This is a genomic window from Weissella ceti, assembly GCF_018394055.1.
In the GTDB taxonomy this organism is placed as follows: domain Bacteria; phylum Bacillota; class Bacilli; order Lactobacillales; family Lactobacillaceae; genus Weissella; species Weissella ceti.
In genome coordinates, this window is the sequence record NZ_CP074441.1 from 647834 (window position 1) to 670645 (window position 22812).

The following is a 22812-nucleotide window of genomic DNA, read 5'->3' on the forward strand; positions in this document are numbered from 1 at the left end:
TTATTTGGCGACATTCGCTTGCCAACGCGGCATCACTTCAGATTCCACGTAAGCAATATTGAATGTCCCCGCTTGTACTTGCGGGTCGTCTAATAACCAACGTTGGAAATCAACATTGGTTTGTAGACCATCCACGATGACTTCATCCAAGACCCGACGCATACGGATTAACGCTAATTCACGAGTTGGTCCCCAAACTAGCACTTTCAAAATCATCGCATCATAATAGGGTTGCACATTGTCACCAGGATACAAAGCTGTATCAAAACGTACATTTGGTCCTCCAGTTGGTAAGTACAGATTTTGTACAGGTCCCGCACTTGGTAAGAAACCTTTCTCAGGTTGTTCTGCATTAATTCGACATTCAATGGCGTAACCATTTAATTGAATGTCAGCTTGCTCCCAAACCAAGGGTTCACCCGCTGCAACTTCAATTTGCAATCGAATTAAATCAATACCTGTTACTAACTCTGTTACAGGATGTTCTACCTGAATACGGGTATTCATTTCTAGGAAGTAAAAAGCACCCGTGTCATCTTGTAAAAATTCAATGGTTCCAGTATTTTCATAATCAATTGCATGGACAGCATTAAGCGTAATTTGCCCCAGTTCAGCACGTTGTTCATCACTAATCGCCGTTGCTGGTGATTCTTCAATTAATTTTTGTTTATGCCGTTGTAAAGAGCAGTTACGCTCTGGAAAGTAAACTGCGTGTCCATTTTGATCCCGACAGACTTGCATCTCAATATGACGGACATTCGTTAGGACCTTCTCCACATACATACTGTTATCCCCAAATGATGCTTGCGCTTCACCTTGACCAGTCACAAAAGCCTCAGCCAACAAATCCGGGGAATCTACAAGCCGAATCCCTTTTCCACCACCTCCGGCTGCTGCCTTCAATAAAACTGGGTAACCAATTTTAGCCGCAACCGCCTGTGCTTCTTCAACAGTTGAGACGGTTCCATTTGAACCTGGAATCACAGGGACATTGGCCTCTTGCATTGCTGCACGCGCATTAGCTTTGTTTCCCATCAAGGCAATCACTTCAGCTGAAGGCCCAATCCATTTAATACCTACGGATGTGACCATTTCAGCAAACAAATCATTTTCTGCTAAGAAGCCGTAACCTGGATGAATCGCTTCTGCACCCGTCATTAGAGCAGCACTCAGAATATTTTGCATGTTCAAGTAACTGTCTTGCGGTTGAGGCTCCCCAACCGCAATTGCTTCGTCTGCCAATTGCACATGTAAGGCATTTTCGTCCGCCGTTGAATAAATCGCAACTGACTCGATACCCATTTCTTTTAATGTTCGAATAATGCGGACTGCAATTTCACCACGGTTCGCAACCAACACTTTCTTAAACATCAGCTATTCTCCAATCACAAAAGTTAGGTCAGCAGTTGTGGCTTTCTTACCATTTACAGATACAACGCCCTTACCCTCACCAACAGCACCACGCATACGTGTCAATGTCACTTCTAATGTTAATTGATCACCAGGTGTTACGCGTTGACGAAAACGTGCCTTACTAATACCACCTAAGTAAGCCGTCTTACCAGCAAATTCTGGCATAGAAAGAATCGCAATGGCCCCTGTTTGAGCCAATGCTTCTAACATCATGACACCAGGAAACGTTGGATTACCGGGAAAGTGTCCTTGAAAAACTTCTTCATTAATTGACACATTCTTAATCGCTACCGCACGTTCACCTGGTTCTAGTTCTGTCACACGATCAACCATCAAAAATGGGTAACGATGTGGCAAAATATTTTGAATTTCTTGTACATCTAAAGTAGTCATATCATGCCTCCATTGGTGTGACTTCAAATAGGACATCGTTATAAGCAACAACATCATTATTTGTCACACAGATTGTTTGAATTGTTCCGCTGATTGGGCTAATAACCGGGGTCATCAGCTTCATTGCTTCAATAATCGCCACTTGTTCACCAGCTTGAATTGTTTGACCAACCGTCACAAATGGTTCTGCATCTGGACTTGGTTGCAAATGAACCGTCCCCACTAATTCAGCTTTAATATTGGCAAGTTCTTCATTGTTGGCCGATTCATTGACCGTATCAGTCTGGGAAACCATTGGCACTTGTGGCATATTTTCTTGTGCTTGTGGCATTGTTGATGTTCCCACATTGCCATGCCATTCATTTTTACTTAATGTCAACGTAACTTGCGCTGCATTCAAATGAAATTCACGTAAATCACTTTGTTCAAATTGCGTCATTAAACGCTCAACATCTGTTAGTGTTAAATCCATTTAGGCCTCCCACTTTTTAAAGACCAATGCTGCATTATGACCACCAAAGCCATAATTTGCAGACATTGTGTATTGCACGTTTTCAACAGGCGTTGGTTCAGTGACTAACTTAGCCCCTAGGGTTGCTGGATCTTGTTCTGTTACCCCCACATTAGGTGGGAATTCATTACGTAATAAGCTACCAACCGCTGCAATCGCTTCGATGGCACCAGCGGCCCCTAATAAGTGACCAGTCATCCCCTTAGTTGAAGACACGGCAACACCTTGTTCCCCAAACACACGTACCAATGCATTAGCTTCAGCTAAGTCATTCGCATTGGTTCCTGTTCCATGGGCATTCATGTAATCAATCATATCGGCTGACACGTTTGCGTCTTCTAACGCTAATTGCATCGCTGCCGCTGGACCAGTACCATCTGGCGTTGGACTTGTTAAGTGGTAGGCATCTGAATTAGCACCATAACCAATCACTTCTGCCAAGATGTTAGCGCCACGAGCTTGTGCATGATCTAGTGATTCTAGAATCATCACGCCCGCTCCTTCTCCCATCACGAAACCATCGCGATTGGCATCAAATGGACGTGAAGACGCATCAGGATTGTCACTTGTTGACAAAGCTGTCAACGCAGCAAAACCTGAAATCCCCATTTCATTAATAGTCGCTTCCGCACCACCTGTAATCATGACGTCTGCACGGCCATCCTTGATACGCCAAAAGGCTTCACCGATCGCATTTGTGGCAGAGGCGCAGGCGGTTGATAAGACATAGTTAACACCTTGCGCCCCATAACGAATTGAAATGTTACCTGATAACATGTTGGGAATCGAATTTGGTACAAATAACGGACTTACACGTGCCGGCCCTTTATCATGTAACTTAATAACTTGTTCTTCAATGGTTGTTAGTCCACCAATTCCATTTCCCATGATGACCCCAACACGACGTGCGTCGATTGTTTCATCGGTCATATCTAGTTTAGCTTGCTCAAGAGCTTCACCCGCAGCATGAACACCATATTGAGCGAACAGGTCCATCTTACGGGCTTCACGTTTACCAACACGTTGGTTGGTATCAAAATCTTTGACTTCACCAGCAACAGAAATACCTGCTGCAGTAGCATCAAATTTAGTGATTTTGGCAATCCCACTAACACCCTTAAAGAGATTATCTAAATAATCTGCTGTATTATTTCCAACAGGTGTCAAAGCACCCATCCCTGTAATTACAACTCGTGACATTATTGTCTCCTCTCACCACTAGATGTGTAATCCACCATCAACCGTGATTGTTTGTCCTGTGATGTAGTCATTTTCAATCAAGAACTGGGTTGTTAACGCAATTTCGTCTGGTGCACCAAAACGATGCAATGGAATTTCGTCTAACAAGACTTCCTTGTGCTTTTCAGGCAGTTGATCAGTCATGTCTGAGACAACCATTCCTGGGGCAATTGCATTTACACGCACACCACGCATAGCGCCTTCACGCGCCAAAGATTTCGTCAAACCGATCATTCCAGCCTTTGCCGCCGCATAATTCGTTTGGCCAACATTGCCCATTAGTCCAACAACCGAAGCCATGTTAATAATGACACCAGCACGTTGATGCATCATGTGCTTAAAGATGGGTTGTGTAACATAGAACGTTCCCTTTAGATTGGTATCAATTACACGATCAATATCATCTGTGGGTAGTCGCACCATTAAGCTATCTGCAACAATCCCAGCGTTATTGATCAAAACATCAATTTCAACGTCATTTGCATACAGTTCATCAATTGCTGCTTTAATACTAGCTTGATCTGCAATATCACCTGTCATTACTAATGTATTTTCAGGAAATTCACTCAATAAAGTGGCACTTGGCATCTTACGGCCATGTAAAATGATTCGTGCCCCTGCTTGACTTAAACGCTTAGCCACCGCTAAGCCAATTCCACGAGTAGATCCAGTAATCAAAACTGTTTTATCAGTTAGTTGCATATTATTGCTCCTTAAATTGCTGCACACTTGCCCAGTCTGACAATGATAGTCCTGATATGTCAGGATGTAATTGTTGTGCAAACTTCAGCAATGTCCCATCTGGGCCAATTTCAATGACCCGGTCTGGTTGTGTATCAGCGGTTAAATTCTTAAATGCTTCTGCAAAGAAAGTCGGTGTTGTCATTTGCGTCGTCAATGTTGTTGTGACACTCAATTCGAACGGTTGTTTCGTTGTATTTGAGTACACTGGATACATTGGTGTCCGTTGCACAACACTCAGCAAGTCTTCACGAAGCGCTAATGCTGCGCTACCCATGTATGGTGTATGAAACGCTCCTGCAACGGGTAGGCTAATACAGCGTACTTTAGTTTGTGTTTGCACATATTCACTAAAAGCTTGTAGCGCTTTTTCCGTCCCACCAACAACAATTTGTTTCATGGTATTGTAGTTAGCCAAATACACTGGTACATCTTGCGCTTGCATAGCTGTAATCGCGGCCAAAATTTGGGCTTGATCTTTTCCTAAGACAGCCATCATTTGTGTTTCTTCTTGCTCACTGGCAATTTGCATGTAGTGCCCCCGCTTTTGTAACAAACGTACGGCATCATCGAACTCAAACACACCGGCAATTGTTAATGCCGTATATTCCCCTAGACTCAAACCAAGTAAACTCACAGGTTCCTCTAATTGATCCTTAACAAGGGTATAAATTCCCATTTCATGAGCAAAAATAGCAACTTGCGCATATGCTGTTTGTTTTAACTTTTCTGCGTCGGTTAGAACAACTTTGTATAAGTCATATCCCAATACTATGCTGGCTTGATCAATGACTTGTTTATAAACAGATTCATTTTCATATAGGTCAACACCTAATGTTGGCATTGCTGCCCCTTGGCCACCTAACAATAATGTTGTTTTCATAGTTAATCCTTTGAATACTTCGTTAAAATCCCGCTCGCATCTTGCCATGTTTCTGACAAAATATCTTTCACCGGCTTAATTGAATCAATCATGCCCGAGATTTGGCCAGCCATGAAGGCTCCCTCATCTTTGTTACCATCAACAACTGCTCGACGTAATGACCCGTTTTCTAAGTCTTCGATGGCTTGTGCATCGGGCTTAGGTTGAGTAATTTCAAAACGTTCTTGTTTAATGAATCGCTTTGCCATCTTGGTCTTCAACACACGGGCACGGTTTCCTAATAATTCACCAGTGACAACTGTGTCAATATCATTCGCCTTTAAGACGGCAGCTTTAAAGTTTTCGTGAATTTCAGATTCTTCAGAGGCCAAGAAACGAGTTCCCATTTGGATACCACTAGCACCTAAGGCGACTGCTGCTGCTGCTCCACGCCCATCCGCAATTCCACCAGCTGCAATGACTGGGATATTCACAGCATCGACTACTTGTGGCACTAATGTTATGGTTGACAGACTACCAATGTGTCCACCCGATTCAGCACCTTCAGCAACAACGGCATCCACACCCTTTTTTTCCATCATACGAGCAAGCCCGACTGAAGGGACAACAGGCATGACAATAATGCCATGTGAATGTAGTTCTTCAAGGAATGGGGATGGATCTCCAGCACCAGTCGCAACGACTTGCACACCTTCTTCAATCACCACGTCAAAAACTTCTCGAATGTGACGTGACATCAACATAACATTTACCCCAAATGGGCGGTTGGTTACTTCACGTGCGCGATGAATTTCGGCACGCACTTGTTCAGCGCGCCAATACCCTGTACCAATAATTCCTAAGCCCCCTGCTTCGGACACTGCTCCAGCCAAACGACCAGTTCCGGCCCAAGCCATTCCACCTTGAATAATTGGGTAACGCATACCTAACTTCTGAAATAGCGGGTTGTCTAATTCTACTTGCATCGTGATTACCTCGATATGATTAAGCGGCTAGTGCTTCGGCGATTTTCTCTACCAAGCTTTGAACAGTTGTAATGTTTTCCGCAACAGCCAATTGAATATCAAATTCGTCTTCAACTTGGTTCAATACTTCGAACAAGTCCAATGAGTCGGCATCGATATCGTTTGCCATATCAGTTGTCAATGTTACTTCGCTTTGTTCCAAATCAAATTGTTCCATCAAAATTGCTTGTACCTTGTCAAAAATCATTTCGTTAGTCATGTGTCTATTCTCCATTTATTTCATTTATTAAAAAGTATATGTTATTAACTATATGGGTAAATTTTTTTAGATGCGAATTACTAGCGCACCTACGGTTAATCCACCACCAAAACCAGCCAAGACAATCGTCTGTCCCGTCTTTAGCAAACCATTTTCATTCAATTCGTGTAACAATAACCCCACACTTGCCGCACTGGTATTTCCGTATTGCGCCATGTTCATTGGAAACTTCTCTATTGATTGGTCCAAATGGTTCGCAATACTTTGTATGATTCGTGCATTAGCTTGATGACAAATGAAGTAATCAACTTCATCTATTGTTACACGTGCTTTTTGCAAGGCAGCTAAAATTGCTTTCGGCACCTCTGCTGTCGCAAAGTTATACACTTGACGGCCATCCATATTAAACGCAAATGGATATTGTGTCTTATGTTCAAAAAATGGGCTTTCTTGTGCAATTTGCCCAGCTGTTAAGAAATGGCCTAACTCACCAAAACTTGATAAATGTTCTGCCAACAAGCCGGTCTCATTGTGTGTCTGTGATATTGCGACTCCGGCGGCACCATCACCAAACAGTACAGCAGTGCGACGGTCTTCCCAATCCACTAAGCGACTTAACGTTTCGGCCCCAATAACCAGACCTTTTTGATAACGTGTCTGCAAAAGCATTGTTGCAGTACTAAGCGCATAAATAAATCCTGCGCAAGCTGCGCCCATATCCATAGCAAAGGCATTATTCGCGCCAAGCCGGCCTTGTACTCCAGCGGAAACACTAGGTGTCAATGTGTCGGGTGACATGGTTGCAACGATGATGAAATCTAGATCTTCAGCACTCCATCCCGTTGTGATTAATAATTTTTCGGCAACACTAACAGCTAAATCTGTTGTTGTTTCATGTGTTGCAACATATCGCTGCTGAATACCGGTCCGTGTTCGAATCCATTCATCTGATGTTTCAACCATTGTAGCTAATTCATCATTTGTTAAACATTTTTCGGGGACCACTGAGGCAGTTGCATTAATTGTTAATTTTTCCATCTATTCTTTGATAGTGGCGTGTAATCCTTGCAAATGATTTTCAAGTTGGCTAATCGCCTTCCCAATAACCTGCGTTTGTTCATCAGTTAATGAATCTGTTAATGAATGTGTTAAATCACGATGAAATGCTTCATGTGCACGATATACAGTACGACCTCGATGTGTTAATCCTAGCTTTACTTCACGTCGATCAGTTTCTGAACGTTGACGTTCTACATAGCCTTTCTTAACCAACTTATCCAACGCTGTAGTCATTGCACTTGGCTTCAAATGAACCAAGCGTGCAATTTCTGTGGCGTTGGGGAATTCATACATTGAGATTGCTGCAATAATGTGCATTTCTTTTAAGCTAATGTCTCGAAATTCAGACCCTTGCAAAGAGACTTCTTCAATCCACATCACGTTATTAAAAACATCCACCAGATTCTTATTCATTTGTTCAAACGCGACACGCTTAGATTCCACCATTATGCTCTCCATTTCTAACTTCACTGTTGGTCAGCAACCACAAACATTAATTCTGCTTCAGTTGTTAATTGACCGTTCACAGTGACGTTTACCATTACGGTACCCATATTTTCTCTTATTGTACCAAATTTAACGGTCATATGGAGAACATCACCCGGTTTTACTGCCTGGTGAAAATCGGCTTGATTAACACCAGTCATGTATGCCGTTTTATGGGCGAACTTTGGTGAATACAAAATCAAGATTGATGCTGCTTGTGCCATTGTTTCAATTATCAATGTACTTGGCATCGTCATACTTGGCTGGTTTGCAAAGAACGCTTCGTTAGCCGTTACATTCTTAAGCGCCACCAGACTTTCGTCCGGTACCATTTCCTGAACCCGATCTATAAATAAGATTGGGTATCGATTGGGAATGATGTCCATAATCTCTTGGACTTGTAATTCCATATCGCTGCTCCTTTTTATTTCGATTATCGAATTATTCGATAGAAGAATAATATTACACATTCCGAGGATGTGTCAACAAAAAACATTCAAAAAACATTTTATTACACAAAAAAAGACACTCGATGATTCCATCGAATGCCTTTATATCAAGCGTTTAATTCAGATTATTTTGTTTTAGAATTGCATCTGTAATGGCATCTGCATAATAGACTTGTCCTTTTTCATTTGGATGAACATGATCATCATAGAACCAGTCTGCTTGTCCTTCACTAGTTGAATACCAATCAATGACAGTTAAATTATCATACTTCTTAGTCATTTTATCTAACATTTCATTCACATCAGACTCCCAGCGACCCGTAGGTACACGAACATTCGCCCAGTAAACATGTCGATTGCCCAACAATGTCATAATTTCGTCGAATTGTTCTTCTGTAAATGATCCATTTGTTCCTAAAATCATCAAAACATTGTCTTGAATACCCTTTGTCTGCAACATTGAGGTGATAATCGGTCCAGTTGCATATAACTGACGACCAACATCTGCATCCATCACGATATTTGGGAAATTCTTCTCTAATGTAGGTAAAGCATCTAGTGCCATTGAATCACCGATTGCGGTCAATGGCATATTCTTTGTAAATGCTTTTTGTTCAGCCGTTAACTTAGAGTTTTCTTTGTCCGGCTTTTCTTTAACAATTAAATTACCATAAGCATCATATTCTGGTTCTTCTGGTTCTTCTTCAACTATTTCTTTTTCTTTCGACTTGTCAGCTAGCTTCTTTGTTTCTTCTAGATGCTTCTCAAATTCACTTGGTTCTGTTTTCACAACAGGTGGCTTAGCAGCCAGCGCAAAGCCCATCATCGTAAATAGGAATACACCCAGGAAGAAACCTGCACGCTTTGTCTTTTTTACAAAGAAGAAATCGTGCATATAGTGTTTTACATCAGTCCACGTCACACGACGTAATGGATGTTCAAACAAACGGTATGACAACTCACTCAATATTAAAATAATCGCAATCTCAATGATTGCATTAATAAATAAATGGTCATTCACATTAGTTATTTTAGCATCGTAGAACACCATAACTGGTGATTGATACAAATAGATACCATAACTACGCGTTCCGACCCATGAGAAAAATGGATTTGACATGAATCTATTCATATTGGCGGCTGGATGAACCACAGCAGCAACTAAAATTGCAGAAGCTACACTGACAAAGAACATACCACCACGGTAAACAAATCCATCATCATAGGTTAAGACTCTGAATGCATAAATAAGATATCCTAATGCACCTAATCCTAATAAATTAATCCCCCAACGACGAACACCTGAAATTTTATCCGCCAACAATGCACTTGGCCACATAAATGCTAACCAACATCCAATTAAGATTGAAAACATCCGCGTATCTGTTCCATAGTATATACGTGTAGGATCAGCACCCGGTACGTACATAATGGCCATCAATAGCGCTGAAAATACAATCAAACATGCAATGGCACGACTGGCACGCGTTGCACTACGTGCTTGGCGATAAAAGATAATACAGATTAAAGGCCAAATTAGATAAAATTGTGCTTCCACAGCTAGTGACCAAATATGTGTAAATGGTGATGGTGTTCCAAATTTATCAAAGTAAGACATATTATTGGAAATTTGCCACCAATTATTCACATATAAGACACTACTAATCACGACTTCACGTAAATCTTTTAATAGATCCCGTTGGAATAGCAAAATATAAGTTGAAGCACTTGCAAGTAGCACTAGCAGTGCTGGATATAAACGTTGGAATCGACGAACATAAAAACGACGTAAGTCAATTTTTCCCTTAGCGATCCATTCTTGGTTCAACAAATCAGTAATTAGATAACCAGAAACAACAAAGAAGATTGTTACCCCTAAAAATCCCCCCGGTAAAGCCTGAGGAAATAAATGATACATAATAACCCCTAGCACTGCTAGGGTTCTAATTCCGTCTAACCCAGTGATATACCTTCGATTGTTATTTGCCATGACATTTGACCCTTTCTAAAATTCCTCACGTGTATTTCGTGTTCCTCATGAGGGTGTTTAGACCATTTGTCATGGTGTCCCTATTTGTAAATCACTACACTTTAAACTTAATCACATTACTTTCTATTAAACACCAATTGTCCAAAACATGCTATTAAAATTAAAAAAAAAATCGACTTTCTCTGAATTCCAAAGCCTAGCATTAAAACTACCTTAAAGCGTATATATCAACGAATTGGCAGCATTTTTGAATTCAGATTTTATTCACATAAAAAGCACCTCCAAATTATATTGGCAGGTGCTTAATTGTTTTCTAATCAAATATATAAAATGTAACAATTATGAATTTGAACGAGACATCAAAACCGCCTTAATGGCTACTGATGATACGTAATTCAATGGTTGCGCAAAATTTGGTTGGAAGAAGAAATCTGATAAGGCTAATTGATCAATCGTCATTTTGTTTTCAATCGCAACTGAAACAACATTCGCAGCTTGTGAGATATCATGTTTGGACATAAATTCAGCACCAATAATACGATGTGTTGTTTTGTCCCACGTTAGTGAACACTTCACCTTTTCCGTTGTTAACATAAAGTCTGGACGGTAATCTTCTTCAATGATTGCTGTTTCTGCTTCAAGGCCTTTCATTGCAGCACTTGTTTTATTTAATCCAGTAGATGCAAAGGCTAGTTCATATAATTCAACCGCTGACGTTCCTTGTGTTCCAGGATGTGTAAGACTTGGTTTAACAACATTGTGTCCAATGACCATCCCTTGACGAATCGCATTCGTCGCTAATGGCATGTATTCATGCGTTTGGGTCGGCGTATAAAAGACCGCACTTGCGTCCCCCGCTGCAAACACACCTTCCACACTGGTTTCCATATAATCGTTTGTCACAATTGCACCATTGGCTAACATATCAACTTGACCGGCAAATAAGTCTGTATTTGGTGCGAATCCAATGCTAAGAACTGCCATGTCAGCGGCATAGGCCCCACGATCTGTTTTTACAATAATTCCATCATCTGTGTCTTCAAACCCAATCACTTTTTCATTCAGAGCCAAGGTTACCCCATGTGATTGAAAGGCCTCTTCGTAAGTTGCTGAAAATTCTTTTGATGCTGTTCGTGACATCACACGATCTGTTGCATCGATTAAGGTAACGTTTTTTCCTTTGCGAGATAATTGTTCCGCCAATTCCGCACCAATGTATCCAGCACCAATTACTACCACACTTTCCAAGTTTGGTGTTAATTCACGTAGTTCATTTGCATCTTGCCATGTCTTACTAAAATAAATTTTATCACTATCAATGCCTGGTAGCGGTGGCACAATTGCCTTTGATCCAGTTGTAATGACAATTTTATCAAAAATTTCAGTTGTAACGTCCCCTGTTACTAGGTTTTTAATCACTAATGTTTTCGTTGCTAAATCTGCTTGTTGTACATCTGTTTGCATATGCATATGAATCCCTTGTTCAGCCATGGATTCAGGTGATTCATAAAACATACGATTTGGGTCTGATACTTGGTCCCCAACCCATAGAGCGATTCCACAAGACAAGAAAGATACATTGTCATGACGTTCAAATACATGGACTTCCGCACCCTCTTGCTCTGAAATAATTGATTTCGCAGCAAATACTCCTGCGTGTGTGCTACCAATAACGGCTACTTTCATGATTTTATCCCCCGATAATATATACATGTCATTAACTAATTTGATGACACCCGAATATTATCATGAAATGGTTATTTTTTACAAGTAACTTTTTCACTAATCAAAACGCCTGAAAATGCATATAATTACAAAACAAATCAAAAAACCTGTTTAAATCAATCTTAAAAGCATTGATTTAAACTCGCAAGTTTGTGAACTTGTGAATTAAAACCCGTAACAAAATGCTTATTTTATCATTTTTAAAAACAATCCTTTTTGTGATTTCACATATTTAAAAACAAAACAAAAAGCACTGGACAAAATATCCAGTGCTTGAATTCGGCTATGATAACCATTGATTAATTTTTTTATATGTTCCCGTAATTTCTTCTTCACGACTTGGGTATAAAAAGAACTTACGCATTAAGTCATGACCAGCTGTCATTGCTAGCCACCCTTTAATTTCTGCATCACTTGCGTCTGGTTTCAGCAAACGCGGTGTCAATGAGGCCGCAAATTCTTGATCATGTAGCGCTAAAAATTGTTCGTTTATCTGATAGTATTTTTGTAAAAAATGATAGACGTCAGGTTCATCTTGAACCATTGCAATGATTGATTCCAAATTACGATGTCCATGCACATGACGCATCATCTTACCAAATACCCACTTATAAGCATCATTAATATCAGCGAAATATGTGTAGAACGAACCGCGTGAAATCTCTGCACGCTTAATGATTCGAGCTACTTGCGCATCAACTAGCGCATATGTTGTAAATTCCGTCACCAAAGCATCATAAATTTGGGCCTGCTTATTTGGCTTCAGATTATCAAATGTCTTCGTTACCATATATGTCACTTCCTATGTTTACATTACCACGAAAATAATGTTAAAGATGATCAACCCCGTCAAACTAATTGCATGAAATAACTTATGCCCTGACAGTAAAGCAATATATTCACGCAATAATGCATTGTACACAAAGTATCGTCGTGTTCGTGCGCCAATCCCATCAATATTCAAACCAGCTCGGCGTGCATTTCCCGCCGCTCGAAAGACATGATAGTCACTCGTTGCAAAAATACCACTATCGGTTGGTAGATCAAGACCTTCAACGATTATCTTCGAATAGATCATATTTTCTGTGGTTGTTTTTGACTCTTCTTCTGCAATTAACAACTCCTCTGGGTATCCTGTTGTTAAGGCATATTCGCGCATTGCGCGCCCTTCTGGGATTTCTTCATCTGGTCCTTGTCCTCCAGACAAAATAATATACGGACGTTCGCCCGTCTTCTTATATTGACGATTTGCAAATTTTAAGGCCACATCAATTCGTGATTTTAAGAGATTAGATAATTCTGTTCCGTTTAACAAACCTGCGCCCAACACAATGATGAATTTTTGATTCAACTTAGGTCGGAAAATGACATATAGCAAAAATGACAAGCTAAAGTTAATCATCCAGAAAACGAAATAACCAATAATCACACCACTGATAATACGTAAGCCGCTTGCCCACATGTAATGTAAGTGTGCATCAAACCAATCAAACAAAAATGGCGACAAAATTAGATAGATACCAATAATCAATGTGAGTGAGTTACTTAGCGTATGGGCTTCACGACGCCAAACCAGAAAGGCATTCCACAACAGTAAAAAACCCAATATCATTGATAGTGCAATAATAACCAGCAATACGAACAAAGCTAGCATAAACCATGCACCAACTACTAATTCGTTCCCAAAACTCACAATTAGACCAGTCATACTAACCCCAAACGATAGAATGAAAATGGTGGCTAATCCGCCATTCATCAATCGAATCTTATTTGACTTAAAACTAAAATACAACATTAGTCCAATAACAACTGTCACGCCCCATGTCATTAAGACAAACGGCGCATATTGTTGCATTGTATTTTGCAATTCTTCCACTACGTATCTCCCATCCATTCTTCATCTAAATATTATACTACAAATTAGTCGTTTCTTATGGGAGATACTACCACACATCTTTAGTAATTGCCGGCTCTTGATGTTTAAAATCATCTAACCAAATATTTCACTCTTTATATAGAAGAAAAAAATTCAAAAAAGTTAAAAATCAACTAGCCGCCTCTTTTTATAAACTCATAAACAGAAAATTTTTCACACATTCATTCTATTCATACGCTTATCGTTTACCATTATCTCTTTAAAAACATTTGACATAGTATTATTTATCGTATAATATTATTTTTACACGAAAGGGGTACTATCATGAAATTATTTAAAACTATCGCCGTTACAGCTGTTCTTATTGCCGGACTTGGTTTCGGTGTCTCACAACTAACCAAGAACTCAAACAGCGAATTCGCTGGTATTGTTGATCAATTAAACCCATTCCTTAAGACAAGCACTGTATACGTTAAAATTAATGAACCCGCATATATTGAAGAACACGGAAACGCCCAATATGAACAAACAGCTGTTGATGCCCAAGGAAACACACGTCCTGTTAGCTACACCGGTATGGGCGTGTTGAAAAAAGATCACTACCTTGCCCTAACAAACAAAGGTGCTCATGTTGAATCATATGCAGAAGTGCAACCTAATGAAATTCCTACGAAAGCTTTGAACGTTCTAAAGACACAAAATTAATGCTGCTTTAATTGATATACACAATCAAATTGTTATTGTTGTCATGACAATATACATATACAAAAAAGGATCTAGATGATATCGTCTAGATCCTTTTTTACACTTTCTTTCACTATCTACTAAAGTAAATCATCACATACTTAACCATCTATTGCATGCTTACTACCGCAAATGATGAAGCTAATATGCAGCATCTGCTGCTTTTTGCCAAAAAGCAATTTCATGTTGATATGATTTGACATAAATATCAACATAGCTGAAATCTGTTAAAGTTCGTTGTTGTGGATTAGCAAGATAGTCATTCAATACTTGCCAATATAGCACCACCCAATCATGGTATTTTTTAGAAGTATAAAAATCAAACCAAGCTCGATAGTTTGTATTCACTTCTCCTGTATCAAGTCCCGCTTTTGCAATTAAATAATAAGATTCCACACATGGAAGCAAAGATAATACCCCCGCTAGGACATCCCCCTGACTTGTCTGTTCAGCCATGTGAGCTAGATAAGATTCATTATGTTGCCCTGGTTTAATTTGCGCAATATTTTCTGGATTGGCTTGTAAAGCAGCATGAGCGTCACTTTCATCTGATAACATTCCCGGCAATTGATACCCTTGCATAATCAGCTGATTATAGACACGTGTACTATATTTAGTAAACGTTTCAACATAGTAATGGTCTTGTGCAATATAATAATCTCGCTGTGCTTGGGTTAATTGTCCGGCTGCTAAATTCATCACAAATGGCATCTCATGGATTTGTCCCATGTACTTATCTCGGATAATCTTTAATTCATCAGTTAATGTCAAAGCTATTCCCTCCCGCCCAATGATTCAATGGTCCATGACCCGCACCAACAATAATTTCATTCTGAATGACATCATTCATAAAACGACGTGCACCAGGCATTATATCTACCAATTGGTGGCCATGGGCTAGCCCTGCTGTAAGATAGGCTGACAATGTGTCTCCAGTTCCATGGGTGCGTTGTGTCTTGACTCTGTTTGCTTCATACCAAAACACGTCGCCATCTACAGTAAGTAATAGATCTTGTACAATCAGTCCCTGACCATGGCCCCCTTTTAATAGAATGTTCTTTGCGCCTAAAGTTTGTAACTTTAACGCGACAGCATGCATGGATGCTTTATCCGTTGCCAATTTCCCGGTTATAACTTCAGCCTCTAGTAAGTTAGGCGTTAGTAAAAATGTATGTGGCAATACATACTGAACTAGCGCATCAATAGCAGAATCACTAAGTAATTGTGCACCACCTTTAGCGATCATGACGGGGTCCACAATCACTGGGATATCTTTTGCTACATCACTTATGAGTTGCCCTACCGTTTTAACAATATCTGCATTAAATAAAGCCCCTGTTTTTATTGTTTTTATTGATAAATCTGCCATCACGGATGACATTTGCGCCTTAATCATATCTACTGGAGTTGGTAGTATATGCTGCACTCCTAAGGTATTTTGTGCTGTTATTCCAGTAATGACTGTAGCGCTATAAGTACGCAAAACATCAAACGTCCGTACATCGGCATTAATACCGGCACCACCACTTGAATCAACTCCCGCAATGCTTAAAACTTGTGGTATTTCTGACATCCCTATTCTCCTACTTGCTCTTGGTAACGATCAATGTCAAAGGCATCGAGCCAATGTCTTGGCACTGATTCACCAAGTACCAGTGACGTTATCATCCTTCCCGTTATTGGTGCTAATAAAATGCCATGGCGTTGGTGCCCATAAGCATAAAATAATCCTGGATGATTGGCATATTCACCAATCATTGGTAGTCCATCTGCAGCGGTGTTATTTGGTCGTAATCCTGCCCAGGTTTGATTAACTGTTAAATGTTCAGTCAATCCCGGCGCAACATGGTTTACCTGTTCTATTAAATGCCGAACTCCTGTTAGTGACACCGTTTTTGACCAGTCATTGCTACGTTTAGTCGCGCCTATAATAACCTCATCCCCATTTCTAGGCACCATATAAAACTCCGAGTGATACAACGTGTACGTGAGTTGTGGTCCATGATTAGTTGCTGCAATGACCTCACCTTTCATGGGATATGTGGTGTTATGCTTGTCAGATAAATCTACCTCAATAATGTCAGATCCTGCTACGCCAGTGGCAAGAACCACTTTCTCAGCCAATACAGTTTGCCCATTTGTTAAAGCTAATCGATAAGCTTCCTTCTCGAATTGAATCGATTGTACACGGGAGGCTTCCCTAATAACTACGCCCGCTTGCTCCGCAGCACGCGCAAATGCTTTTGCAACTTGCATAGGGAGCACACTAGAATCAGGCAGATGCACAGCACCCAGCATATTTGTACTTACATATGGTGCCATGGTAACTAAATCCTTTTTTGATAACCATTGTAAGTGTTGTTCTTTAACAAGTACTGCTAATTCATCATATTCATTCTGATTAAATGCTAACTTGATTAGTCCATTTTGTCGTAACCCAATATCAATTCCGGTTACAGCGCGTAATTGTTCTGCCAATATCGGATACATCGCTTGGCTTTTTTGCGCAAAATCAAATACACCGGCTTCTGAAAAAGTCCGATATTCAGAATATGCCCCCAACATGCCTCCGGCCGCTTGCGTAGTACCTTTACCAACTTCATGTTCTTCTAGTAAGACTATGGCTAAATTTGGACTAGCCTGACTTAAATGATAAGCAATCGATGCCCCAATAACACCACCACCTACAATTGCCACATCAACTTTAACCTGCATTACCCTTCTCCAAATCACTAAATAGTTTTTGCCCACTCATTGGAGAGGAGGGTACGGCGCCAGTATGGGCATCTAATACTCGTCCTGCTTTTGCCAAGTATGCCTTACGCCCAGCTGAGATACCATCATGAAAAGCTGCAGCCATCAATGGAATATTATTGGCTGTTGCAATAGCCGTGTTAGCCATAATCGCATCAACCCCCATTTCCATTGCTTCAGCTGCTTGACTTGGCTTACCAATCCCAGCGTCAATAATGACTGGTACTTCAATATTGTCCACAAGTAGTTGAATCATGTCCTTATTCGCTAAACCACGATTACTCCCCAAGGTTGAGGCTAACGGCATCACCGCTGCAGCTCCAGCAGCAACTAATTTATGCGCTAACACTAAGTCAGGCATCATGTACGGCAGTACAATGAACCCTTCTGCCGCTAATACCCGTGTTGCTTTTAGCGTTTCTTCGCCATCAGGCATAAGGAATTGCCGATCCGGCATAATTTCAATCTTTACCCAGTCACTACCACTCAATGCACGAGCCAAACGTGCAATACGAATAGCTTCTTCTGCATTTGTGGCACCAGATGTATTCGGTAATAGCGTTACTCCGTCCGGGATGTATTCTAGAATATCTGATTCATGCGCTTCGTTACGCTTCAATGCCATCGTGATCATTTCCGCTCCTGCATGATCGACAGCAGCTTTAATCAAGTCATACGAATATTTACCTGATCCTAAAATAAATCGTGAATCAAAAGCATGTCCTGCAATAATTAGTTGATCGGTCATTAATTTTCTCCTTCTAGGTTTTCCTGTGACAATAACAACTGCAATATCATATTCACTTGATGCCCAGCAGCGATCATAACCCGACCAGCCATTAAACCTTCTTTACCCGGATTAGTTTGGTCCCCTGCAATGTAAACATTCTTACGGAACTTCTTAGTTTGAATCGTATTAGATGAATGTAAGCCAGCCATACCATTCCCCATTACTAATGGCTTATTGGGATAAGTTGCTTCACTCGTACGTAACAACATCGCTTTAGCATCTGGTACATCAAATGCTTCAACCATGACATCTGCATCCGCAAATAACTCTGCCACATTCTCATTAGTTACTTTAACTTGATGAATCGTAATATTGATAAATGGATTCATTTCCAAGATGTTTTCACGCAATGCCATAACTTTTGGCATGCCAATCTGACTTAACTTATACTGTTGGCGGTTAAGATTACTAAAATCCACAACATCAAAATCAATTAAAGTTAAGTGTCCTACGCCAGAACGTGCTAAGCCAATAGCAATGTTTGATCCCAAGCCGCCCGCACCTGCAATTACGACATGTGCATCTACCAATGCTTCAGTAGATCCGGCTACGTTGCGTTCTTTCATCCCATGCCAAATGTCTTGCGCGGGGATGCCTTGCATGTTAATCGTCATCTTCTATTCTCCAATTCATATTTCTGTTTTAACGATTCTGATTCATTTGGAAATCAGCCACCCCCAACGAATGACACAACTTCAATCGCATCATTTTCTCCTAACACAACATCTTGAAAGTCATCCTCTTTTAAAATACGACCATTTAATTCCACCACTACGTGTGTCGTATTCATGACTTCTCGTTTTTTAAGCATTTCACTAACGGTTAATCCTTCTAAACCAGTGATTAATTGTCCATTCATGCGCATAAGCGTATTGCCTCCAAAAAATAAAATAAAAAAGCACGTGCTTCCATAGTGAAAGAACGTGCTTAGGTTAATACCGACCTAATTGCACCACTTTCCTACGCTAGTTTTAACTAGATCAGGTTCTTGGAATCCAAAGCATTGGCTTTATCTCAGCCGATCACTTCTTTCGGCACTCCCAGTGGATTTATATATGTGGCATGTTAATGTTTACTTGACGTAACGCCGTAACCGTCTTCTCAATATCATTAGACAACATAATCTCACTTACTACAGCTACACCATCAATTGGAAAGCCCGTAAAGGTATGCACATTGTGTGTTTTAATTCCCCCAATAGCAACCACTGGTATTTTGACGGTTTCGCCAATATCACGCAGGGTTTCGGGGGATGTTGGTCGTGTAATAACTTTAGTTTGGGTTGGAAATATTGCACCAACGCCTAAGTAATCCGCCCCCTCGCGTTCCGCCTCAATCGCACGATTCACGCTTTTGGCTGACACACCAATTAATTTATTAGGACCAACTAATCGACGCACGATAGATATCGGTAAATCAGCGTCACCGATATGCACTCCAGCCGCATCAACCGCTAACATAATATCTACGCGGTCATCAATAATTAGTGGTACGTGATACCGATCAGTTATTCTTTTGACGTCCATAGCTAGCTCAAAATAATTACGCGTGGACAGCGATTTTTCGCGCAACTGGATAATGGTTACACCGGTTTGGCACGCCTCCTCAATAATTTCCAAAAATCGACTTGGCGAATACTCATATTGACCAGTCACAAGATACAGTTGATACGGATTCATCATTTCACCCCACTCCAAAGAAAAAAGCACAACACGTTAAAAGCGTTGTGCCTGAATGTTCATAGTGTAGCGTTAAGAATAAATATTGCTAAACGATCGTCACTGCTCGTGTTTATACATATGCTTCGAATTATTATTTTGAAGATATGTCGCTAAAGTGTACACCGTCATATTTATTGTTAGCTTCCTACGCTAGTGTTAACTAGATCAGGTTCTTGGGTATAATCTCAGCCACATTTGGGCACCCCAGCTTTTAACAGGATTAGTTTAGCAATTATTTCAAAGTTTAGCAACAAAAAAAGATACAAACAATAAAGAATAGACATTCATTTATAAACGACTATTCATCCATATTAAGGACATATACGTACATTTCATACATATATAAACACCAATTCGTATCCTTAAACTATAGAAAAAATCACAGCACTCAAACAACTTACAACTACCAAATTCAACAAATATGTCGAGAAATCAAATATACATATTACTCTATTTTTGATGTTTGGATATTATTACAAAACAAAAAAGCCCTAAAGCAATTGTACTTTAGAGGCTTTCATGAAATATTTAATTCGTTTCAATTAATCGGTAATTACTTACCACGACGAACCATTACTAATCCTGCGAATACAAGACCAAGCAAACCAAGAATAGTCAAATTGAAGTTATCAGCTGAACCAGTATTTGGCAATTCTGCCTTCTTTGTTTCAGACTTCTTCGCTGTAGTCTTCTTAGGTGCTACAACCTTTTCTTCTGACTTACCATTTAACTTCGGTGCTGGAGTTGGCTTTACATGTGCCTTAGGCGCTGGAATTGGCTTAACATCAGACTCTGGTGCTGGTGTTGGCTTTACATGCGCTTTTGGCACAGGCATTGGCTTAACATTAGGCTTCGGTGTTGGTGTTGGCTTAACGTCAGGCTTTAGTTCTGGCTTAATTGGATTGATCTTGTCATCTTCAACTACTTGCCCATCAATATGTTCTGGGGTAATTGGATCGATAACGTCAATATCTTCTTCTGGAATAATTTCTTCCGTTGGGTCGATATGTACTTCTGGCTTTGAACCGTGAATACCATCTTCTAGGTGGTTTTCTTCGATAATTTCATCGCCTGTTTCTGGAACGATTGGGTCGATAACGTCAACATCTTCTTCTGGCACAATTTCTTCCGTTGGGTCGATATGTACTTCTGGCTTTGAACCGTGAATACCATCTTCTAGGTGGTTTTCTTCGATAACTTCATCACCTGTTTCTGGAACGATTGGGTCAATAACGTCAACGTCTTCTTCGGGCACAATTTCTTCCGTTGGGTCGATATGTACTTCTGGCTTTGAACCGTGAATACCATCTTCTAGGTGGTTTTCTTCGATAATTTCATCACCTGTTTCTGGAACGATTGGGTCAATAACGTCAACGTCTTCTTCGGGCACAACTTCTTCCGTTGGGTCGATATGTACTTCTGGCTTTGAACCGTGAATACCGTCTTCTGTATGTGGTCCTTCTGTATCTTCATCTGCGTCATCTGGAACGATAGGCGCAATTTCATCTACAATTTCGTCCGCAGGAAGTTCTTCTTCCTTTGGTACGTTATGTACGTCTGGTTTTGAACCATGGATACCATCTTCTAGGTGGTTTTCTTCAACACTTTCAGTACCCTTGTCCGGCGTAATTGGGTCAATGTCATCCGTTGTTTCTTCAGGCATTGGATCAATCGTACCTTCAGTTCCTTGGTTCAGATTATCAACACCTTCGATTTCACCTGACATTAGCAAGTTCGCTACACGGACGTTATCTGAAACTGATTGTGGGTTGTTATTTCCTGCTGCAAAAGAGACTGAGAACTTATTTGTTAGTTCCTTCATCTTCTCTCCTGCACCTGTCAAACGAGTCTTGTATTGGATTGAAACAGTTTCACCGTCAACTAGCGCTTCAGGCACGGTTACAGAAAACTTGTTTCCCATGACTTTAACCTTTGGCACTGTAACTCCAGGCTTACCACTAATTGTGAATGAGTCATCCACGTATAAGTGACCTTGGCCAAGTGAATCCGTTACATCAATGTTACCAGTGATGTGATCACGGTTCGCATTGATTACAATGTACCAGTTCAAGACAGTCGGATCATTAAGGTCAACATTTCCACCCTTGTATGCAGGACGATGTGGTTGAACAGGACCAGTATTTGTCTTATGCCCCTTAACCTTCAGCGTTGGCACGTTTTGGACTTTTGTCCCCAAAGACATGTCAAGTGTGTTTTCTGAATCCTTAGCCAATCCTTGCTTAACTTGCAAGTTAAAGGAAAGCTTACCCTTGATATGCTCTTTCGCAGACACTTTATCAGTAAACTTCACAACTGCTCGTCCGCTTTCCACGGTAACAATTGCGTAGTCTTCTAACTTCATGCTTGTCTTAAATCCTTCAAGCTCCTTAGGTAAATCAAAAACCATTTCATCGCCAGCTTTGAATGTATGACCATCCTTTTCACTAAATCCGATCTTTACGTTTAAGTTTTCACCCTCCCAGGCTTCCGACTTGTCAACAGTAATTGAATCCACAAACAGATCCTTATTTATTTGACTAGCTTGTACTGTATTGCCAGTAAACATCACTAGAACACAGGCAAGCATAGCCATCAACCACAATAGTGGTTGATATTTTTTGTTTTCTCGCATTTAAAACAATCTCCTTCAAATTTCGATTTTTTGAAATTTGCTGATTATTCACGAGATATAAATTGCTAATTAACAACCTATACATAATCAGCAACGTTATTAAACTTATCGTATTTTTATCACTAAGTCTAGTTTCAAAATTTAAATTCCTTTAAAAAAATCGCATATAAGACCGGAAACGC

The 22812-nt window shown here is 40.3% G+C and carries 24 protein-coding genes and 2 riboswitches; of the genes, 1 reads left to right on the forward strand and 23 read right to left on the reverse strand.

The features are described 5' to 3' along the window. From accC to KHQ31_RS03310, 15 genes are all read right to left on the reverse strand, one after another. Positions 1–1371, reverse strand: coding sequence for an acetyl-CoA carboxylase biotin carboxylase subunit (accC, locus tag KHQ31_RS03240; RefSeq protein ID WP_213409556.1), 1371 nt, complete (start codon positions 1369–1371; stop codon positions 1–3). 3 nt (positions 1372–1374) lie between these two features. After that, on the reverse strand, positions 1375–1806 hold the full coding sequence (gene fabZ / locus KHQ31_RS03245) for a 3-hydroxyacyl-ACP dehydratase FabZ (protein WP_213409557.1): 432 nt from the start codon (positions 1804–1806) through the stop codon (positions 1375–1377). A gap of 1 nt (position 1807) precedes the next feature. Further along, positions 1808–2278: an acetyl-CoA carboxylase biotin carboxyl carrier protein gene (locus KHQ31_RS03250; protein ID WP_213409558.1), complete on the reverse strand. Its 471-nt coding sequence runs from the start codon at positions 2276–2278 to the stop codon at positions 1808–1810. After that, positions 2279–3517 (reverse strand): beta-ketoacyl-ACP synthase II, encoded by a 1239-nt coding sequence (fabF, locus tag KHQ31_RS03255; protein ID WP_213409559.1) that lies wholly within the window; start codon positions 3515–3517, stop codon positions 2279–2281. Positions 3518–3535: 18 nt separating this feature from the next. After that, positions 3536–4258 (reverse strand): 3-oxoacyl-ACP reductase FabG, encoded by a 723-nt coding sequence (fabG, locus tag KHQ31_RS03260; RefSeq protein ID WP_213409560.1) that lies wholly within the window; start codon positions 4256–4258, stop codon positions 3536–3538. 1 nt (position 4259) lies between these two features. Beyond that, a complete protein-coding gene (locus tag KHQ31_RS03265; protein ID WP_213409561.1) occupies positions 4260–5180 on the reverse strand; it encodes an ACP S-malonyltransferase in 921 nt (306 codons plus the stop codon). A gap of 2 nt (positions 5181–5182) precedes the next feature. After that, a complete protein-coding gene (locus KHQ31_RS03270; protein ID WP_213409562.1) occupies positions 5183–6145 on the reverse strand; it encodes a DUF561 domain-containing protein in 963 nt (320 codons plus the stop codon). A gap of 19 nt (positions 6146–6164) precedes the next feature. After that, on the reverse strand, positions 6165–6404 hold the full coding sequence (locus KHQ31_RS03275; protein ID WP_213409563.1) for an acyl carrier protein: 240 nt from the start codon (positions 6402–6404) through the stop codon (positions 6165–6167). A 66-nt stretch (positions 6405–6470) separates the two neighbouring features. Continuing rightward, on the reverse strand, positions 6471–7442 hold the full coding sequence (locus KHQ31_RS03280) for a beta-ketoacyl-ACP synthase III (protein ID WP_213409564.1): 972 nt from the start codon (positions 7440–7442) through the stop codon (positions 6471–6473). Then, positions 7443–7910: a MarR family winged helix-turn-helix transcriptional regulator gene (locus KHQ31_RS03285; protein WP_213409565.1), complete on the reverse strand. Its 468-nt coding sequence runs from the start codon at positions 7908–7910 to the stop codon at positions 7443–7445. Positions 7911–7930: 20 nt separating this feature from the next. After that, the gene (fabZ, locus tag KHQ31_RS03290) at positions 7931–8359 is read right to left on the reverse strand and encodes a 3-hydroxyacyl-ACP dehydratase FabZ (RefSeq protein ID WP_213409566.1); all 429 of its coding nucleotides are present in this window, start codon (positions 8357–8359) and stop codon (positions 7931–7933) included. Between the two features lie 154 nt (positions 8360–8513). After that, a complete protein-coding gene (locus KHQ31_RS03295; RefSeq protein WP_213409567.1) occupies positions 8514–10388 on the reverse strand; it encodes an acyltransferase family protein in 1875 nt (624 codons plus the stop codon). A gap of 339 nt (positions 10389–10727) precedes the next feature. Next, positions 10728–12074: an FAD-dependent oxidoreductase gene (locus KHQ31_RS03300; protein ID WP_213409568.1), complete on the reverse strand. Its 1347-nt coding sequence runs from the start codon at positions 12072–12074 to the stop codon at positions 10728–10730. A 322-nt stretch (positions 12075–12396) separates the two neighbouring features. Beyond that, entirely contained in the window at positions 12397–12903 is a 507-nt protein-coding gene (locus tag KHQ31_RS03305) for a TetR/AcrR family transcriptional regulator (RefSeq protein WP_213409569.1), read from the reverse strand. 18 nt (positions 12904–12921) lie between these two features. Further along, complete coding sequence (locus tag KHQ31_RS03310; RefSeq protein WP_213409570.1) at positions 12922–13989, reverse strand: YdcF family protein; 1068 nt, start codon at positions 13987–13989, stop codon at positions 12922–12924. A gap of 324 nt (positions 13990–14313) precedes the next feature. Between KHQ31_RS03310 and KHQ31_RS03315 the strand changes: the two genes are divergently transcribed. After that, positions 14314–14694, forward strand: a complete 381-nt coding sequence (locus KHQ31_RS03315; RefSeq protein WP_213409571.1) for a YxeA family protein — start codon at positions 14314–14316, stop codon at positions 14692–14694. Positions 14695–14874: 180 nt separating this feature from the next. Here the strand turns inward: KHQ31_RS03315 and KHQ31_RS03320 are convergent, their stop codons facing one another. From KHQ31_RS03320 to KHQ31_RS03355, 8 genes are all read right to left on the reverse strand, one after another. Then, positions 14875–15504 (reverse strand): TenA family protein, encoded by a 630-nt coding sequence (locus tag KHQ31_RS03320; RefSeq protein WP_213409572.1) that lies wholly within the window; start codon positions 15502–15504, stop codon positions 14875–14877. Then, positions 15491–16306 carry a bifunctional hydroxymethylpyrimidine kinase/phosphomethylpyrimidine kinase gene (gene thiD, locus KHQ31_RS03325; RefSeq protein WP_213409573.1) on the reverse strand — a complete coding sequence of 272 codons (816 nt, stop codon included), beginning with the start codon at positions 16304–16306 and terminating at the stop codon, positions 15491–15493. Before thiD ends, KHQ31_RS03320 begins: the two co-directional genes overlap by 14 nt. A 2-nt stretch (positions 16307–16308) precedes the next feature. Then, a complete protein-coding gene (gene thiO, locus KHQ31_RS03330; protein WP_213409574.1) occupies positions 16309–17448 on the reverse strand; it encodes a glycine oxidase ThiO in 1140 nt (379 codons plus the stop codon). Further along, entirely contained in the window at positions 17438–18235 is a 798-nt protein-coding gene (locus KHQ31_RS03335) for a thiazole synthase (RefSeq protein ID WP_213409575.1), read from the reverse strand. Before KHQ31_RS03335 ends, thiO begins: the two co-directional genes overlap by 11 nt. Next, a complete protein-coding gene (gene thiF / locus KHQ31_RS03340) occupies positions 18235–18891 on the reverse strand; it encodes a sulfur carrier protein ThiS adenylyltransferase ThiF (protein WP_213409576.1) in 657 nt (218 codons plus the stop codon). The genes KHQ31_RS03335 and thiF overlap by 1 nt, the downstream gene beginning before the upstream one ends. Before the next feature lie 53 nt (positions 18892–18944). Beyond that, positions 18945–19142 (reverse strand): sulfur carrier protein ThiS, encoded by a 198-nt coding sequence (thiS, locus tag KHQ31_RS03345; protein ID WP_213409577.1) that lies wholly within the window; start codon positions 19140–19142, stop codon positions 18945–18947. A gap of 75 nt (positions 19143–19217) precedes the next feature. Further along, positions 19218–19329, reverse strand: a riboswitch (TPP riboswitch). After that, positions 19327–19956, reverse strand: a complete 630-nt coding sequence (gene thiE, locus KHQ31_RS03350) for a thiamine phosphate synthase (RefSeq protein ID WP_213409705.1) — start codon at positions 19954–19956, stop codon at positions 19327–19329. (Overlaps the previous riboswitch by 3 nt.) 167 nt (positions 19957–20123) lie before the next feature. Then, a riboswitch (TPP riboswitch) is annotated at positions 20124–20215 on the reverse strand. Positions 20216–20551: 336 nt separating this feature from the next. Beyond that, entirely contained in the window at positions 20552–22630 is a 2079-nt protein-coding gene (locus KHQ31_RS03355; RefSeq protein ID WP_213409578.1) for an Ig-like domain-containing protein, read from the reverse strand. Positions 22631–22812: the final 182 nt, after the last annotated feature.

Excerpts from the sequence above, each read along its gene's own strand:
- accC (WP_213409556.1), bottom strand. The coding sequence starts at position 1,371 with ATGTTTAAGAAAGTGTTGGTTGCGAACCGTGGTGAAATTGCAGTCCGC.
- fabZ (WP_213409557.1), bottom strand. The coding sequence starts at position 1,806 with ATGACTACTTTAGATGTACAAGAAATTCAAAATATTTTGCCACATCGT.
- KHQ31_RS03250 (WP_213409558.1), bottom strand. The coding sequence starts at position 2,278 with ATGGATTTAACACTAACAGATGTTGAGCGTTTAATGACGCAATTTGAA.
- fabF (WP_213409559.1), bottom strand. The coding sequence starts at position 3,517 with ATGTCACGAGTTGTAATTACAGGGATGGGTGCTTTGACACCTGTTGGA.
- fabG (WP_213409560.1), bottom strand. The coding sequence starts at position 4,258 with ATGCAACTAACTGATAAAACAGTTTTGATTACTGGATCTACTCGTGGA.
- KHQ31_RS03265 (WP_213409561.1), bottom strand. The coding sequence starts at position 5,180 with ATGAAAACAACATTATTGTTAGGTGGCCAAGGGGCAGCAATGCCAACA.
- KHQ31_RS03270 (WP_213409562.1), bottom strand. The coding sequence starts at position 6,145 with ATGCAAGTAGAATTAGACAACCCGCTATTTCAGAAGTTAGGTATGCGT.
- KHQ31_RS03275 (WP_213409563.1), bottom strand. The coding sequence starts at position 6,404 with ATGACTAACGAAATGATTTTTGACAAGGTACAAGCAATTTTGATGGAA.
- KHQ31_RS03280 (WP_213409564.1), bottom strand. The coding sequence starts at position 7,442 with ATGGAAAAATTAACAATTAATGCAACTGCCTCAGTGGTCCCCGAAAAA.
- KHQ31_RS03285 (WP_213409565.1), bottom strand. The coding sequence starts at position 7,910 with ATGGTGGAATCTAAGCGTGTCGCGTTTGAACAAATGAATAAGAATCTG.
- fabZ (WP_213409566.1), bottom strand. The coding sequence starts at position 8,359 with ATGGAATTACAAGTCCAAGAGATTATGGACATCATTCCCAATCGATAC.
- KHQ31_RS03295 (WP_213409567.1), bottom strand. The coding sequence starts at position 10,388 with ATGGCAAATAACAATCGAAGGTATATCACTGGGTTAGACGGAATTAGA.
- KHQ31_RS03300 (WP_213409568.1), bottom strand. The coding sequence starts at position 12,074 with ATGAAAGTAGCCGTTATTGGTAGCACACACGCAGGAGTATTTGCTGCG.
- KHQ31_RS03305 (WP_213409569.1), bottom strand. The coding sequence starts at position 12,903 with ATGGTAACGAAGACATTTGATAATCTGAAGCCAAATAAGCAGGCCCAA.
- KHQ31_RS03315 (WP_213409571.1), top strand. The coding sequence starts at position 14,314 with ATGAAATTATTTAAAACTATCGCCGTTACAGCTGTTCTTATTGCCGGA.
- thiD (WP_213409573.1), bottom strand. The coding sequence starts at position 16,306 with ATGTCAGAAATACCACAAGTTTTAAGCATTGCGGGAGTTGATTCAAGT.
- thiO (WP_213409574.1), bottom strand. The coding sequence starts at position 17,448 with ATGCAGGTTAAAGTTGATGTGGCAATTGTAGGTGGTGGTGTTATTGGG.
- KHQ31_RS03335 (WP_213409575.1), bottom strand. The coding sequence starts at position 18,235 with ATGACCGATCAACTAATTATTGCAGGACATGCTTTTGATTCACGATTT.
- thiF (WP_213409576.1), bottom strand. The coding sequence starts at position 18,891 with ATGACGATTAACATGCAAGGCATCCCCGCGCAAGACATTTGGCATGGG.
- thiS (WP_213409577.1), bottom strand. The coding sequence starts at position 19,142 with ATGCGCATGAATGGACAATTAATCACTGGTTTAGAAGGATTAACCGTT.
- thiE (WP_213409705.1), bottom strand. The coding sequence starts at position 19,956 with ATGAATCCGTATCAACTGTATCTTGTGACTGGTCAATATGAGTATTCG.
- KHQ31_RS03355 (WP_213409578.1), bottom strand. The coding sequence starts at position 22,630 with ATGCGAGAAAACAAAAAATATCAACCACTATTGTGGTTGATGGCTATG.